Genomic DNA, 15,744 nt, shown 5'->3' with positions numbered 1-15,744 from the left:
CCCCTTACGGCAAGTAAGGGGCACAATCACAGCCTGTTATTTACCGCCCAGTCCTTTTTTCGCCAGCTCCTCTTTGAAGTTATCGCGGGTGATCAGCACCACGTCGGTCACTTCGGTGAATTTCGGCGGCTCAGCCCCTTTGGTCACCCAGTTGTAGAGCATCTCGCTGGATTTGTAGCCGTGAACGTCCGGGCTTGGCAGCAGAGAACCGTAGAAGCCCGTCGCCTGCGCTTTCGACAGCTCGCTGACGGCATCGACACCGTTAATACCAATGCCAATCACGTCAGGTGCTTTGAAGCCCTGGCCTTCGGTTGCACGCACGCCGCCCAACACGGTGTTGTCGTTCATGCCGACCACCAGCCAGTGTTTAACCTCCGGATGCTGCACCAGCATTGAGTTCGCCGCATCGAATGCGCCTGGGATATCGTTAGATTTGGTGGGCACTTTGTAGATCTGTTTTTCCGGGAAGCCGGCGGCTTTCAGGGCATCCATAGAGCCGGTAGTACGACGACGCGCGGTATCCAGCTCGTCGGCGGTAATGGCCATTACGCCGGTCTCTTTAACGTCCCAGCCGCGTTTTTGCATCTCTTTATATAATTCCTGGCCCTGGCGCTCGCCGATTTTAGTCGCGGCCATCATCACCAGCGGGACGGTATCCATCGGTTTGCCTTTGGCATTGACGAACTGGTCATCAACCGCAATCACCTTCATGTCGTACCCGCGCGCCTTGGCGACAATCGCGGACCCAAGCTTAGGATCGGGCGTACAGATAACGAACCCTTTCGCGCCGCTGGCCGCCAGGCTGTCGATAGCGTTCAGCGTTTTTTCACCGTCCGGCACGGCGATTTTGATCACCTCAAAGCCTAAATCTTTCCCGGCTTTATCGGCGAATTTCCACTCGGTCTGGAACCAGGGTTCTTCAGGTTGTTTAACCAGAAAACCGAGTTTTACATTTTCTGCCATAGCGGATTGTGACATAACGGCAGCCAGGCCGATGGCCGCCAGCGCTTTAGTAAATTTGTGCATGGTAAACTCCAGCTTTAATATTCTTTTCTGTAGGGATTAACAGCGTGCTTTTTATTTAATCGGACATAAAACAAGACATTAGCGCTTACCTCGTCATAAGCGGTCGTGCTGCAGATAGTTTTAGCGGGAAATTAATCATCCATAAGAGAGCAATATCACACCGCAGAATTACAGTAATTGCGTACATAAATTCAGCGAAAAAAGACATAAAAACGGCAGGAATTGTCTGACAAATCGGAAGGGGCTAAGCAGAATAATCCATAAGACCAGCTCAGAAGTCCCTGTAGGCCGGATGCCCTTAGCATCCGGCACGGACATTACCAGGTGTAGTAGATGTGTTCAGCGTGATCGCGAACGGGCGCCTCGTCGCCCAGCAGGCGAGCAGACAGCGTTAGCGCAAAGTCGAACGCATGGCCCAGACCTTTGCCGCTCAGCAGATTTTTATCTTCCACCACCGGCGCATCAACGTATTCACCGTCTTCAACCGATTGCCATAAATCGCCGGAGCAGACGTAGCGGCGGCCCTTCAGCAGCCCGTTGCCGCCCAGCACGCGCGCGGCTGCCGAACAGAGAGGGCAAATCCACTTTCCACACTCATCGTGCAGGGAAATGAAACGGATAACCTCGCGATCGGCCGCAAGGTTCACGCTGCCCTGCGGCCCGCCGGGGATCACCACGGCGTCATACAGGGTGTCGCGGCGCTCAGAAAGCGTGCTGTCGGCCACCATGGGAATGTTGTGGTAACTCACGACCGCGCGGGACTCTGCACACGCCAGGGTGTCGACGTCGATTGCCAAACGGCGCAGAATATCAATGGTGATGATGGCTTCCGCTTCTTCAAAACCGGGTGCCAGCAGAACTGCAACTCTTGCCATGTCAAACCTCTGTAGTTTTCACAATTAAAACATTGTTTCACTTTCCCACATCTGGCAAGAACAAACTTTCGCGACGATCACAGTTCAGGTGAACGCGACAAAACTGATCTGACTCAATAAGAACAAGCTCAATATATTCTCAAGAATTAACCTGGATAAGGTTTCAAAAAAAGCGCCCTTTAACCTGAGATAAATTATTAATTAGCACAATCTCCACCATATTTTTTAAAATCTTTATATATCAACCACTTATTAAATTAAAATTTTCCCGTCACGTTTAAAAATTTGAACTATATTAAACTTTGTAATGTTAGGTTAACACCACGTGATTAAGAGTTTTCTTAATCCAGCGACAGGGCTATGCTTTTTATATCGAACACAGGAAGTGAACATTCGGTCAGTACGCGCCACAGCAGAAAACCTGTTTCTGAAAATAAGATCTCTTTGGTCTGTATCACAACCTGCCGGGTCAGGTTAAGCAGCGGACGTTATGTCCCAGCATCAATAAGGATATGAGTATGGCTACCCAAACGATGATTCAAAAACTGAATGCCCAGATGAACCTTGAGTTTTATGCCTCTAATCTGCATCTTCATCTGAGCGAGTGGTGTTCTGAAAAAAGCCTCAACGGTACGGCTACCTTTTTCCGTAGCCAGGCGCAGAATAACGTCACCCATATGATGCGCGTCTTCGACTTTATGAAGGATGTCGGGGCAAATCCCATCGTCACCGCGCGCGCAATGACGGAAGAACACTACGCCTCCCTCGAAGAACTCTTCCAGAAAACGCTGCAGGAATATGAGCAGCGTTGCGACACCTTAAGCAAACTGGCGGAAGAAGCGAAGGCGCAGCAGGACAGCACCACGCTGAATTTCCTGCGCGACATGAACAAAGAGCAGCAGCAGGACGGCATGCTGCTGAAGGCGCTGGCGGATGAGATTCGCAACGCCAAACGTGAAGGTCTGTGCCTCGAACAAACCGATCGTCACCTGCTCGACATTGTTACCTGCCAACAGCACTGAGTCGTCATTGCCTGCCCCCGCAATAGGGGCAGGCTCCCCTCTCACAGCAACTCCCTGCTTTCTTTAAGATTTAACAAATCCGATCCCGCTCCCAATGAATAACCCTGCTTCGTGTAATGATTTAGCCAGAGACTTTATCATTGACGAGGGAGCATCATGATCACCATTGAGTTTGTTGTCATTATCCTCTGCCTGCTGGTCGGCACCCGCTTCGGCGGGATGGGGCTTGGGCTGATAAGCGGGATTGGCCTGTTTATTCTCAGTTTCGTGTTTGGGCTTCAGCCCGGCAAACCGCCGGTCGACGTGATGCTGACCATCCTGGCGGTTATCGGCTGCGCCGCCACGCTGCAAACTGCGGGCGGCCTGAACGTGATGATGCAGTTCGCCGAGCGGCTTTTGCGCAAACACCCGCAGCACATTACCCTCCTCGCGCCCTTTACCACCTGGACGCTGACGTTTCTCTGCGGCACCGGGCATGTGGTGTACACCATGTTTCCGATTGTGGCCGATATCGCGCTGAAAAAAGGGATACGGCCAGAGCGCCCGATGGCCGTGGCATCGGTTGCCTCTCAAATGGCGATCACCGCCTCCCCCGTTTCGGTAGCCGTCGTTTCACTGGTGTCGATCCTCGGCGCCCAGCACGGGATTGGGCACGCGTGGGGGATCCTCGAAATCCTGGCGGTGTCCGTTCCCGCATCGCTGTTCGGGGTAGCCGTCGCGGCCCTGTGGAGCCTGCGTCGCGGTAAAGATTTGGCGGATGACGCCGAGTTTCAGAAAAAGTTAAGCGATCCGAAACAACGCGAGTTTATCTACGGCGGAACGGAAACGTTGATGAATCAGCGTTTTCCAAAACAGGCCTACTGGTCGACATGGATCTTCTTTGCCGGGATCGCGGTGGTTGTCCTGCTGGGTGCGCTGCCAGAACTGCGGCCGGCCTTCGAGGTAAAAGGCAAATTAACCGCCCTGTCGATGAACCTCGTCATCCAGATGATGATGCTGATTGCCGGGGCGGTGATGCTGATAGCCTGCAAGGTCAACGCCTCTGACATTTCTAACGGTGCGGTCTTTAAAGCGGGGATGGTCGCCATTTTCTCGGTGTTTGGCGTTGCGTGGATGAGCGACACCTTCTTTCAGGCGCATCTTGATGAGCTGAAAATGGCGCTGGAGGGGGTGGTCAAAAGCCATCCGTGGACCTACGCCATCGTCCTGTTTCTGGTGTCGAAGCTGGTGAACAGCCAGGCGGCGGCACTCACCGCCGTCGCCCCGATGGGGCTAATGCTGGGCATCGATCCGAAAATGCTGATCGCCTTCTTCCCGGCCTCCTATGGTTACTTCGTGCTGCCAACCTACCCGAGCGATCTGGCCTGCATCGGGTTCGACAGGTCAGGAACGACCCGCATCGGCAAATTCATCATCAACCACAGTTTTATTCTGCCTGGACTTATCGGCGTGAGCTGCGCGTGTGCGGCCAGCTATCTGCTGGTACAAACGTTCTTCTGAATCCTTCTCCGGGCGACGTTCAGCGTCGCCCTTCGCCGTTTGAGCAGAAAACGGTTTCTAAATTCAAAACATCGGTTTATTTTAGTGAGACTCACCCTGCGGCGTGAAACGCAACTCGATCAGCGCGATGGCTTTTTGGATCGCGCGAAGAGTGACCGGATCGGCCGCAGCAGGATGGCTGGTGAAATCGATGTTTTTCAGTTGGGTGGACATCTTCTCGCGCACTTCTACCGGCGCGATAACGTCAATCACATCAAGGATTTGTTTGATAACCAACTGGCATGCGACGACGTCAGATACCAGTTCCTGATCGGCGCTCAGGTTTTGTGACATGGGGTTTCTCCTTTTTTAAAGGCCGCCATAGTAGCAAAACGTACGCCCTTTCATCTCCCTCTCGTCGCCAGCAGACATAAAAAAACCTGCCGAAGCAGGTTTTTATCAGAACATCGCACCCGGTGGGACGTCTTTGAAGGTGTTGCAGTAGTTTGCCCACATGCTTTTCAGGATTTTGCGCAGTTTCATTTGATGCTCCAGTAACGTGTTATGCAGGTGTTATTTTCTCTGCGCTTATAATATGACCACCATCACAAAAATCAATGATTTTGTGATGCATATCACAGTCAAAAACGGGCGCAATGCTGCTGTATTGTTAAAAAAGCATTGGTAAATCCGTGAGTTATGGTTCTATAAATTCCAGTAAATTTTTATCATTTTTTTTGATACGGCAGGACAGGATGAGTGAAAACATCACCGGGAAAGCGAACCGAGGCTTATCGCCTGCGGCGCTTTTAGTTGCCGGCGCGTTCTTTATGGAGTTTCTTGACGGCACGGTCATTGCCACCGCCCTGCCGGACATGGCAAAAAGCTTCGGCGTGCAGGCCGTGGATCTGAATATCGGAATCAGCGCATACCTTATTACCCTGGCGGTGTTGATCCCCGCCAGCGGCTGGATTGCGGACCGTTTCGGTGCGCGCAAAGTCTTTGCCCTCGCGCTGGCGATCTTCACCCTGGCCTCGGTTTTTTGCGGTCTGTCGACAACCGTTGATGCGTTTGTGGCGATGCGGGTGCTTCAGGGGATGGGCGGCGCGCTGATGGTTCCCGTCGGACGCCTGGCCGTACTGCGCACCACGCCGAAACACCAGCTGATCGCCGCCATCGCCACCCTCACCTGGCCGGCACTGGTTGCCCCGATTATTGGCCCGCCGCTGGGCGGGTTTATCACCCACTTTGCTGACTGGCGCTGGATTTTCTTCATCAACGTCCCGTTAGGCATTGCGGCTATTCTTCTGGCGCTGCGAATTATTCCCGATCTGCGGGATGAGAGCCGTCGTCCGTTCGATACACCGGGGTTTATAGCCACCACTGTTGCCATGGTGAGCCTGGTTTACGCCATGGAACTGATGGGCGGGGAGCACGTCAGGATGGGACTGACGGTATGTTTGTTCATCGTGGGCGGGGTGGCACTGAGCGTTGCGCTGCGCCATTTCCGCCGCGCCGCGTGGCCAATGATAAGACTCGAGGCGATGCAGGTTGCCACTTTTCGCGTCACGATGTACGGCGGCTCGCTGTTTCGCGCCTCGATCAGCGCCGTTCCCTTTCTGCTGCCGCTGATGTTTCAGGTGGGGTTCGGGATGGACGCCTTTCATGCAGGCCTGCTGGTGCTGGCGGTGTTCGTCGGCAATCTCACCATTAAACCGGCGACCACGCCGCTTATTCGCGGCCTCGGGTTTAAGCGGTTACTGCTGATCAACGGCGCGCTGAACGTGCTGGCGCTGCTGGCCTGCGCGTTTATTACCCCCACAACCCCCGTCTGGCTCATCATGCTGATCCTCTATCTCGGCGGCGTCTTCCGCTCCATTCAGTTTACTGCGGTAAGCACCCTCGCTTTTGCCGATGTGCCTTCCGCACAGATGAGCTATGCCAATACGCTGTTTTCAACCGCCACGCAGCTTGCGGTGGGATTAGGTATCACCCTGGGGGCCATTGGCATTCGTCTCGGAGAGAAGATCGGCGATGCTTTCGGACTCGCAGCCGTTCCCGGCATCAGCTTTCGGCTTGCGTTTGTCGTTATCGCGGTGATTTGTCTGGCAGGCATGTTTGACACGCTGCGCCTGGCAAAAGATGCAGGCAGCGCGGTTTCGGCGAAGCCGTCGTCATGAAAACCGGGCGAGCGTTGCGCCGCCCGGTAAAGCACCGTTAGCCCACAATGCCACGGACGAAAGCTTCAATCTCTTTGTCCTGGCAGTTTTCAAAGAAGCACTGCTGGAAGCGCTGGCCGGATACGGCGGTTTTCACCAGCTCAGGGTCAATCGCGCGCAGCGTATCAAGGTAGTTCTCTTTCACCACGGCCGCTTTCACCTGGTTGAGGATCCCGGCGTTGCGTACCTGAGGCTCTTTACGTTCTGGCGGATACCCTTCGCCGTTGCGACCGGTGAAGGCTTTCTCAAAGATGAAACGCACGTTCAGCTCGGCACCCCAGCCAAACCCTTTGGCGAACGGCAGTGCAAGGGCGTTGCCGTTGTTGATCTGGGCAAAGAGGAAGGCATCAGCCGGATCAATGCAGTAGCCGCAAACCACGCCGGGATGAATGTTGAGCGACATCAGCGCACCCTGACCGGTACCGCAGCCCGTCACGACGAAATCGACGGCTTTGGAATTGAGCAAAATACTCGCCATAATGCCCAGGTGAATATAGGTAAGATGGTGATCGTTCTCATCGCTCATCCCCACGTTATAGACAGGGAAGCCTTTTTCGTCCGCGACGGCCTTTAGCTCATTGAGGATGATGGGATTCTTGGCTGCCTGGCTGTTTTCCATCATCAGTGCAATTTTCATCTTTTCTCTCCTGAATACGTGGCGGGTCTTCCCGCAGTGGATAGCGTTTCATCTTCACCTTACTATCAAACAAACACGCTTTCAAATTAAGTGAAAACTTGTTTTAAAAAACAAAGATGCGCTCACAATTTCAGACTGCCCGGCTGCCCTGCGCAGCGTTAACAGAAAGTTAAAAAATCCCTACTCCATCCCCACGCCGTTAGCTAGACTTCAGCAAAAGACAATAAAAACCACATGGGGATCACCTGTGCACCTGCGCTGCCGGACGCCACGCATCGTCTTATTATTGCTCATCGCCTTTTCCTGGGGGACTCCCACTGCCCTGCTGGCCGCAGAGCCGGTGCCTGTCTGGATCTATGACGCCAATAATTTTGAATCCTGGCGGACACCGCAGGGCGAGCTGCGCGGTTTTTATCCCTCCCTGATCCAGGCCATTAACCGCAGGCTGGAACTTAATCTGGTGCTAAAGCCGCTTTCCGGGAGCGAGATTGGACAGCGTTTCGCCAGCAATCAGTACGGCGTCTACGCCGGGGTGTTACGCACCGAAAAACGCGCCCGGACAAAAATCCTCTCCGCGCGGCTGTTTGATAATGAAGTGGTTGCGGCCAGCGCGTCGATGACGGTCACCCATGCCGATCAGCTGAACCACACCCGCGTGCTGTTTCGCCGGGACGATGCCACCCTCGAAGGGGTGAAGCAACGCTACCCGGACCTGCGGTTCCGCTCCCTGCGCCTGGTCGAGACCAGCGAGGAGGCGTTCCGACTGCTCGGCGAACATCAGGCCGATTTCTATATCAACGATGCGTCAGAGATGGAAAACACCCAGCGGCACTACCTGATCTCGCACCCTTTTCCCGAACTGCGTATTCCGGTGGTGCTGGGGTTCAGCCCGGAACTGCTTCCCTTGCGTGAGCAGATTAACGCGTTCATCGGGGAAGCGTATCGCAGCGGTGAACTGCAAAGAACGCTTGAGGAGAGCAAACGAAACTATCTGCTCAGCCGCATTGTGGTCTCCGACAGCGAACGGGCGTGGATTGACCATCACCGCTTAGCGATTACGCTGCCCAGGAATGAGAATTACGCGCCGCTTATCTGGAAGGACCGACGGGGCTACCACGGGACGGCGATCGACTTAATCAATGACATGCGTGACCTGCTGGATCTTAAGGTCGACGTTACCTTTATCGATAACTATGCCAGCAACCTGCCCCGCGAGGCGTGGCCGGTACGTCTGGTGGATATTGCGGAGCGTGACGATGCTGAACATGCCCGGGGGCGCATTGGCCCGGACATTGTCTGGCACAACGTCTACTACAATGCCATCGGCAGGCCGTTTTTATGGGATGAGGAGAGCATTCGCAGCCAGCGCGTCGGGGTGCTGGAGGGATCTTTCGCCGCCACCTATCTGCCGCAGCGGTTTGGCAGCGATGCGATCGTGGTGACGCGCCGCAGCATTGACGAGCTGATCGATGCGATTGAGGATAACAAAATCGATTTTATCCTCGGCGATCTTAGCTCGCTTGAAACGACACTTCGCGGGAATGAGCTGTTTCGTGGGGTATTAAAGGTGGCGGGCGTGACCCGCTCAGAATACATTATCGGCCCGTGGGTCGACCCCGATCATCCGCTGTTTCACCTTCTGACCCAAATCCATCGTCTGTCGGAGTTCCGAACGCAGATTGAACGGCGTTCGGACGATAGCCCCTTCCCGAGCCTGACGAAAAACACGCTTAAAATCATCAGCGTGATTTTGCTGATCGCCGCACTTTTCAGCCTCGGCATGCTGATAATGATGCGCCGCCATATCCGCAAAAGCCGTATCGTTAACCGGAACATGGTGCAGGCTCTGGAGAGGGTCAACCGCGCCCACGACGACGAAACCGGCAGCCATATTCAGCGGGTGGCAAAATACTGCGGGCTAATGGCCCGGGAATTGGGGCTTTCAGGCCAGACGGTGCGCGACATTGAGCACTTTGCTTCTTTACACGACGTGGGAAAGATCGCGGTGCCAGACCGCATCCTGCGCAAGCAAGGCCCGCTAACCGCCGAGGAGTTTGCCGAAATGAAGCTCCATACGCTGAAAGGCTGGCGTATTATTCAGGGGCTTGAACTGGGCGCGGTGGCGGAGAATCTTATCCACTTTCACCACGAAAAATGGGACGGCAGCGGTTACCCGGAGGGGCTGCGCGGGGACCAAATCCCACTTGAAGCGCGGATCCTCGCTCTGGCCGACGTGTATGACGCCCTGCGGCAAAAGCGGGTCTATAAGCCGAGTTTTTCTCACGAAGAGGCGTGCGAGGTGATTTTCAAAGGGGCCGGACGGCATTTCGACCCGCAGCTTGTCGCGCTGTTCCGTCTGCATCATGAGCGGTTCAGGACGATTTTTGACGAAATGGCCGACTAATACCCTTCGTTGCAAAGAGAAAGCGCTGTTTGGCTGGCTATTCCTGGCATTGCTGTGGTCATCAATCGGTACGATAACCTCTTTACAGTTATGTAGAGCGAACCATGAAAAGACTTTTCGTTGCCGGTACAGTTTTGCTTCTTGCGGGATGCAGCGTAACCCGTCAGGCCCAGGTAAGCAGCCTGGACGCGCCAAACGGCGTCGTTCGTCTGGACTACGGTCAGGCACCGTTGCAGAACGCCCATTATGACGAGTATGTCACTCACGGCACGGCGACCAAAGCCTGTCAAAGCATGGGATATTCCGCCGCCTCCGCCTATGGCCAGCCCATTAAAACCTGTACGCTGATCGGCGGCTCCCTGTGTTTGAATGAAACAGTGACCATTCAGTACAAATGCATGGGCTATGCGATTAACCCTGGCGTCACTAATCCGTGGTATTAATTCCTGCTGCCAGTGACCGCTGGCAGACTCTTTTATCAGGAACAAAAACAATTCTCATTAATATAAATTAATCGAGTGCCAATGCGTGTTATTCCCATTCGTATTTTTAATAAAAATCTATTTATTTTACTTTTTGCAAATATTTAAATAACAAATTATAGTGACGCTCATCCTGAACCCGAAATAATAACGTGGAGCGGCACCGTGCTTAAACCTGAAATGATCGACAAGCTCAATACCCAAATGAACCTTGAGCTTTATTCCTCCCTGCTTTATCAACAGATGAGCGCCTGGTGCAGCTATCACAGTTTCGAAGGTGCGGCCGCGTTCCTGCGTCGCCACGCGCAGGAAGAGATGACGCACATGCAGCGCCTGTTTGACTATCTGACCGATACGGGCAGCCTGCCGCGTATTGATACGGTGGCCTCGCCGGTCGCGGAATATGGCTCGCTGGATGAACTGTTCCGCGCCACGTACGAGCACGAGCAGCTGATCACGCAGAAAATTAACGAACTGGCGCACGCCGCCATGACCAGTCAGGATTATCCAACCTTTAATTTCCTGCAGTGGTACGTTGCTGAGCAGCATGAAGAAGAGAAGCTGTTTAAATCGGTGCTGGATAAATTATCCCTGGCCGGTAAATCGGGTGAAGGTCTCTACTTTATTGATAAAGAACTTTCCACGCTTGATACCCAGAATTAATTCCACAAACGGTGCTGATCCTTCAGCACCGTTTTTTTAATGGCGGCAGATTTTACTTTCGTGCGTTGAGAAACCCTCAGCAACGGGAATAAATTTACCCCTGGCCGCGAGAAATGCGACTAACTCCGACGCCGTCATATCCGATGCCGAACAGGTATGAAAACGCGCGGCTTCACCAAAGCGCGCATGAATGGCCTCAATCAGACTCTGCTCAGAATACTGCTCACCTGACTCAATCATCATTGTGAGTACGTCGTGCCCGTGAATTGACATCTTAACCTCCTCAAAAGAAACCGCGAGACTACCCTTACCACGTCACGCGTGCCTTGCGCTGGCTCAGGTTTCGCTTCACGCATCAGCCTGTAATTAATGCTTTACACACCTTGTAACGTGGATTTGACGAGCCGGCGCTTTTCCCTTACTCTGCGCCGCAGATTGGGTCGCGATATCGAATGGCTGTAGAGGAAAGTGTGAAGAACAGAACCCTGGGAAGTATTTTTATCGTCGCCGGAACCACAATTGGCGCAGGAATGTTGGCGATGCCGCTGGCGGCGGCCGGTGTGGGATTCAGCGTGACGCTACTGCTGTTGGCCGGGCTTTGGGCGCTGATGTGCTTTACCGCCCTGCTGCTGCTGGAGGTTTATCAGCATGTGCCTGCCGACACGGGTCTGGGTTCGCTTGCTGCCCGCTACCTTGGGCGATATGGTCAGTGGATCGCAGGCGTTAGCATGATGTTCCTGATGTATGCCCTGACCGCCGCCTACATCAGCGGGGCCGGAGAGCTTATTGCCTCCAGCATTAATGACGCGTTCGGTTTCAACATTTCACCCGCAACCGGCGTGATCTTCTTTACCCTTATCGGCGGGGGCGTGGTGTGCGTGGGGACATCGCTGGTCGATCTGTTCAATCGCTTTCTGTTCAGCGCCAAAATTCTCTTTCTGATTGCCATGCTCGTGCTGCTGGCACCGCATATCCACAAGGTTAACCTGCTGACGTTACCTCTTGAAAAAGGGCTGGCCTTGTCCGCCATCCCGGTCATTTTCACCTCGTTCGGCTTCCACGGCAGCGTGCCCAGCATTGTTAGCTATATGCAGGGCGATATCCGTAAGCTGCGCCGCGTGTTTATTATCGGCAGCGCCATACCGCTGATCGCCTATATTTTCTGGCAGCTGGTTACGCTGGGGAGCATCGATTCCTCCACCTTTATGGGCATGATGGCCGAACACGCCGGGCTGAACGGGTTGCTGGTGGCTCTGCGTAACGTCGTGACCTCTTCACACGTCGAGCTGGCGGTGCATCTTTTCGCCGACCTGGCGCTGGCGACCTCATTCCTCGGCGTCGCCCTCGGCCTGTTCGATTATCTGGCGGATCTGTTCCAGCGCCGAAATAGCGTTGCCGGACGTTTACAGACGGGGGCGATCACCTTCCTGCCACCGCTGGCCTTCGCGCTGTTCTACCCACGCGGGTTTGTTATGGCGCTGGGGTATGCAGGCGTCGCGTTATCCGTACTGGCCCTGCTGCTGCCGTCGCTGCTCGCCTGGAAAAGCCGGGAGCAGCATCCTCAACAGGGCTACCGCGTGGCGGGCGGTAAACCGCTGCTGTGTCTGGTGTTTGCCTGTGGCGTAGCGATTATTCTGGTGCAGTTCCTGATCGTTGCAGGGCTACTCCCGGAAGTTGGATAACGAAAGGGGCTCAATGTGAGCCCCTTTTTTGATTAATGCAGACAGCAGCTTTTAAACTTCTTCCCGCTTCCGCAAGGACAAGGATCGTTACGTCCGACTTTGGTGCCGTTGACGATCGGCTTTTTCGCCTCCGGCTCTTGCGGGTTCGCCATCCAGTAGTTGTACAAGCGCAGCGCCGCAGGCTGAATGCGCTCGATGCTGGCGAAATACGCCTCTTCGGTCAGTTCATCCAGCTTCTCGCTGTTCTCTTCCGTTCCGTGCAGGGCGATAACGTCCAGATCGGCTTTTAGCTCTTCAGGTAACGCCGACCAGTCGGTTAAGGCCACACCGCGCATATAGCCATAACACCACTCTTCAACCACGGTGAAGCTCTGCCCGTCCACGTCGTTAAAGCCAAACATTGGCTCAAACTGATCCGGGTACTCGCTCAGGCGCTCGGCAATGTCGTTCATATGCTTAAAGCAGAGATCGATGAACCGGTTCATTTCGCGATCGTTTTTCCAGCGCGGAATGTACTTCTCGCCGCCCCATACCGCCACCAGCCAGGTGTCGGGTTCAGGTACAACGGGGCCGGAAAGCACGGCGGTAAGCATACCGTCCAGTTCAGACACGTCAATGACAGACGCATCGTCATGGCCGTAAGACATTAAGGTCTCTTCAAGCCATGTCATTTCGCTTTCATTTAATGGGCCTTCAGTCATCGCTGACACTCCTGATCAAAAAAGGAAAAGATCCTGACACATATCGCCGCCCGTGCCTATCTGAAGTTTAGGTCTTTATTGCTGCAAAAACGTGCAAATCGTGACGCTTGCACAACTTATGGGCTTTAGTGTTAACGAGATGTGATCTCCGCTGTAATTTCACCTCATCCCGCAAGGCGGGATAAAACGGCACTCTATACTCAACATGTCACAACCCGGTCAAGGGACTAACCATTCTGGCAACGTTTTTGCTTAATGTTCTGCGTGCTAACTGGCACAACGAAACCTCGCCGTATTACGCGCTGTGTTGCCTGGATTTCGTGCGTTTTGTTCTTGCTTTTGTTTTTGGATTAACGACGTCATCAGGCGTTCGGGTTAATACCTGATGCAAAAACCTCTATGCTAAGGAACATCATAATGTCGCTGAAATTTATCAGAAGTCCCCTTTCTCTCGTGCTGGCCGGCTGTCTGGTGACGGCATTTTCCGCACAGGCCGATGTCGTGATTGGGGTTGCTGGCCCGTTCACCGGGCCAAACGCAACCTATGGCGATCAATACTGGCACGGTGCGACGCAGGCCGCGGAAGATATTAACGCCGCCGGTGGCATCAACGGTGAGAAAATTAAACTGGTTCAGGGCGATGATGCATGCGAGCCAAAACAGGCAGTCGCCGTCGCCAACCGCCTGGTTGACCAGGATAAAGTCAACGCCGTTGTCGGGCACTTCTGCTCCTCGTCAACCATGCCCGCCTCAGAGGTATACAGTGACGCGGGCATTCTCTCTATCACCCCCGGCTCGACCAACCCGCTGATTACTGAACGCGGCATGAGCGATATGTTCCGCATGTGCGGGCGCGATGACCAGCAGGGCCAGGTCGCCAGCGATTTCATTATCGACAAGCTGAAAGCGAAACGCGTGGTCATCATCCACGATAAAGATACCTACGGCCAGGGGCTGGCGGATGCGACCAAAGCGGCGCTGGCAAAACGCGGCGTTAAGGACGTGATGTATGAAGGGCTGTCGCGCGGCGAAAAAGACTTTAACGCCCTGGTGACCAAGATCGGTGCGCAAAAACCGGACGTGGTCTTCTTCGGCGGGTGCCATCCTGAAGCCGGTCCGCTGGTGCGCCAGATGCGTGAGCAAGGCGTACAGGCCAGTTTCTTCTCCGGGGACTGCATCGTCAATGAAGAGATGGTCACGGCGGCCGGAGGAGCGAAGTACACCAACGGCATCTACATGACCTTTGGTAAAGACCCCCGCCTCATCCCGGACGGCAAAGCCGTTATCGACAAATTCCGCGCCGGTAAGTTTGAACCCGAAGGCTATACCCTCTACGCCTATGCCTCCATTCAGGCCATTGCCGCCGCATTCAACGCCACAAAAGGGACCGATTCCGCCAAAGCCAGCGAATGGCTGAAAGCCAACGCCGTGGAGACGGTGATGGGCAAAAAAGCCTGGGATAGCAAAGGCGACCTGAAGGTCTCTGACTACGTGGTTTATCAGTGGGATGATAAAGGAAAATATAAGGAAGTTCAGTAACGGGACGGAGTCACGCTCAACGCCAGCGGGCCTGCCTGCTGGCGCCAACGACACATCAGGCTGCGCCAGCTGCGCTGGCCTATTACACGAGCGCGCAATGATGAGCACATTCTTCCTGCAGCAGTTAATTAACGGATTAACCCTCGGTTCCGTCTACGGACTCATCGCCATCGGCTATACCATGGTTTATGGCATCATCGGCATGATTAATTTCGCGCACGGCGAAGTCTACATGATCTCGGCTTACCTGTGCGCCATCGGCCTCGCGCTGCTGTCGTTCTTCGGTTTGCAGTCGTTCCCTTTGCTGATCCTCGGCACGCTGGTCTTCACCATCGTCGTCACCGGCGTGTACGGCTGGACCATCGAGCGGATAGCCTACAGGCCGCTGCGCAACTCCACGCGCCTCGCGCCGCTGATCTCCGCCATCGGGATGTCCCTTATTCTGCAAAACTACGTCCAGCTCAGTCAGGGGCCACGCCAGCAGGGCGTGCCGACGATGCTGGATGGCGTGCTGCGGTTTCATCTGGGCGACGGCTTTGTTCAGATCACCTACACCAAGGTGTTCATTCTGATCGCGTCGTTCGCGGGCATGCTGCTGCTCACCTGGATAATCAGCAGCACGCGCCTGGGGCGGATGTGCCGGGCGGTACAGCAGGATCGCAAAATGGCCTCCATCCTGGGGATTAACACCGACCGCATTATCTCGCTGGTGTTTGTGATTGGCGCGGCGATGGCCGGGCTGGCCGGGGTGTTGATCACCATGAACTACGGCACCTTTGATTTCTACGTCGGCTTTGTGATTGGCATTAAGGCCTTTACGGCGGCGGTGCTCGGCGGCATTGGCTCGTTACCCGGAGCGATGCTGGGCGGGCTGATCCTGGGGGTCGCCGAAGCGCAATTCTCCGGGATGGTGAACTCGGATTATAAAGATGTTTTCTCGTTTGGATTACTGGTGGTGATCCTGATTTTCCGTCCTCAGGGGCTGCTGGGCCGCCCTGTCGTAGCCAAAGTGTAA

The 15,744-nt window shown here is 54.5% G+C and carries 16 protein-coding genes; 9 read left to right on the top strand and 7 right to left on the bottom strand.

Annotation, left to right across the window (positions count from 1 at the left end):
- Positions 1-36: 36 nt before the first annotated feature.
- Positions 37-1,026: an arabinose ABC transporter substrate-binding protein AraF gene (araF, locus tag I6L58_RS21990; RefSeq protein WP_006176094.1), complete on the bottom strand. Its 990-nt coding sequence runs from the start codon at positions 1,024-1,026 to the stop codon at positions 37-39.
- A gap of 317 nt (positions 1,027-1,343) precedes the next feature.
- Positions 1,344-1,901: a DJ-1/PfpI family protein gene (locus I6L58_RS21985; protein ID WP_058610172.1), complete on the bottom strand. Its 558-nt coding sequence runs from the start codon at positions 1,899-1,901 to the stop codon at positions 1,344-1,346.
- A 518-nt stretch (positions 1,902-2,419) separates the two neighbouring features.
- On the opposite strand from I6L58_RS21985, the gene I6L58_RS21980 reads away from it, so the two are divergent.
- Both I6L58_RS21980 and I6L58_RS21975 read left to right on the top strand, forming a co-directional pair.
- Entirely contained in the window at positions 2,420-2,923 is a 504-nt protein-coding gene (locus I6L58_RS21980; protein ID WP_042320087.1) for a non-heme ferritin-like protein, read from the top strand.
- A 156-nt stretch (positions 2,924-3,079) separates the two neighbouring features.
- Positions 3,080-4,423, top strand: coding sequence for an anaerobic C4-dicarboxylate transporter (locus tag I6L58_RS21975; protein WP_088208244.1), 1,344 nt, complete (start codon positions 3,080-3,082; stop codon positions 4,421-4,423).
- 81 nt (positions 4,424-4,504) lie between these two features.
- On the opposite strand, the gene I6L58_RS21970 is transcribed toward I6L58_RS21975, so the two are convergent.
- Together I6L58_RS21970 and azuC are read right to left on the bottom strand one after the other, a co-directional pair.
- On the bottom strand, positions 4,505-4,756 hold the full coding sequence (locus I6L58_RS21970; protein WP_006176098.1) for a DUF2766 family protein: 252 nt from the start codon (positions 4,754-4,756) through the stop codon (positions 4,505-4,507).
- Between the two features lie 105 nt (positions 4,757-4,861).
- A complete protein-coding gene (azuC, locus tag I6L58_RS21965; protein WP_014832437.1) occupies positions 4,862-4,945 on the bottom strand; it encodes a stress response protein AzuC in 84 nt (27 codons plus the stop codon).
- A gap of 212 nt (positions 4,946-5,157) precedes the next feature.
- On the opposite strand from azuC, the gene I6L58_RS21960 reads away from it, so the two are divergent.
- Positions 5,158-6,582, top strand: coding sequence for an MFS transporter (locus I6L58_RS21960; protein WP_088208243.1), 1,425 nt, complete (start codon positions 5,158-5,160; stop codon positions 6,580-6,582).
- A gap of 37 nt (positions 6,583-6,619) precedes the next feature.
- Here the strand turns inward: I6L58_RS21960 and I6L58_RS21955 are convergent, their stop codons facing one another.
- The gene (locus I6L58_RS21955; RefSeq protein ID WP_006176101.1) at positions 6,620-7,258 is read right to left on the bottom strand and encodes an RpiB/LacA/LacB family sugar-phosphate isomerase; all 639 of its coding nucleotides are present in this window, start codon (positions 7,256-7,258) and stop codon (positions 6,620-6,622) included.
- Positions 7,259-7,505: 247 nt separating this feature from the next.
- Between I6L58_RS21955 and I6L58_RS21950 the strand changes: the two genes are divergently transcribed.
- The 3 genes from I6L58_RS21950 to ftnA all read left to right on the top strand — a co-directional run bounded on the left by I6L58_RS21950 (position 7,506) and on the right by ftnA (position 10,807).
- Positions 7,506-9,662, top strand: coding sequence for an HD domain-containing phosphohydrolase (locus tag I6L58_RS21950; RefSeq protein ID WP_254082139.1), 2,157 nt, complete (start codon positions 7,506-7,508; stop codon positions 9,660-9,662).
- A gap of 104 nt (positions 9,663-9,766) precedes the next feature.
- Positions 9,767-10,105, top strand: coding sequence for a YecR family lipoprotein (gene yecR, locus I6L58_RS21945; protein WP_058610169.1), 339 nt, complete (start codon positions 9,767-9,769; stop codon positions 10,103-10,105).
- A gap of 204 nt (positions 10,106-10,309) precedes the next feature.
- Positions 10,310-10,807, top strand: coding sequence for a non-heme ferritin (gene ftnA / locus I6L58_RS21940; protein WP_042320093.1), 498 nt, complete (start codon positions 10,310-10,312; stop codon positions 10,805-10,807).
- 36 nt (positions 10,808-10,843) lie between these two features.
- Here the strand turns inward: ftnA and I6L58_RS21935 are convergent, their stop codons facing one another.
- Positions 10,844-11,080, bottom strand: coding sequence for a YecH family metal-binding protein (locus tag I6L58_RS21935; RefSeq protein ID WP_058610168.1), 237 nt, complete (start codon positions 11,078-11,080; stop codon positions 10,844-10,846).
- Between the two features lie 197 nt (positions 11,081-11,277).
- Here I6L58_RS21935 and tyrP point away from each other — a divergent pair, with 197 nt between their 5' ends.
- Complete coding sequence (gene tyrP, locus I6L58_RS21930; RefSeq protein ID WP_088208242.1) at positions 11,278-12,489, top strand: tyrosine transporter TyrP; 1,212 nt, start codon at positions 11,278-11,280, stop codon at positions 12,487-12,489.
- Positions 12,490-12,521: 32 nt separating this feature from the next.
- Here the strand turns inward: tyrP and I6L58_RS21925 are convergent, their stop codons facing one another.
- Positions 12,522-13,190 (bottom strand): YecA/YgfB family protein, encoded by a 669-nt coding sequence (locus tag I6L58_RS21925; protein ID WP_006176107.1) that lies wholly within the window; start codon positions 13,188-13,190, stop codon positions 12,522-12,524.
- Between the two features lie 417 nt (positions 13,191-13,607).
- Here I6L58_RS21925 and I6L58_RS21920 point away from each other — a divergent pair, with 417 nt between their 5' ends.
- A complete protein-coding gene (locus tag I6L58_RS21920) occupies positions 13,608-14,729 on the top strand; it encodes a branched-chain amino acid ABC transporter substrate-binding protein (protein WP_042320098.1) in 1,122 nt (373 codons plus the stop codon).
- Between the two features lie 100 nt (positions 14,730-14,829).
- Complete coding sequence (locus I6L58_RS21915; protein ID WP_088208405.1) at positions 14,830-15,744, top strand: ABC transporter permease subunit; 915 nt, start codon at positions 14,830-14,832, stop codon at positions 15,742-15,744.

The sequence above is a fragment of the Enterobacter cancerogenus genome, from assembly GCF_019047785.1.
GTDB lineage: Bacteria > Pseudomonadota > Gammaproteobacteria > Enterobacterales > Enterobacteriaceae > Enterobacter > Enterobacter cancerogenus.
This window is presented reverse-complemented; position numbering and strand designations above follow the sequence as displayed.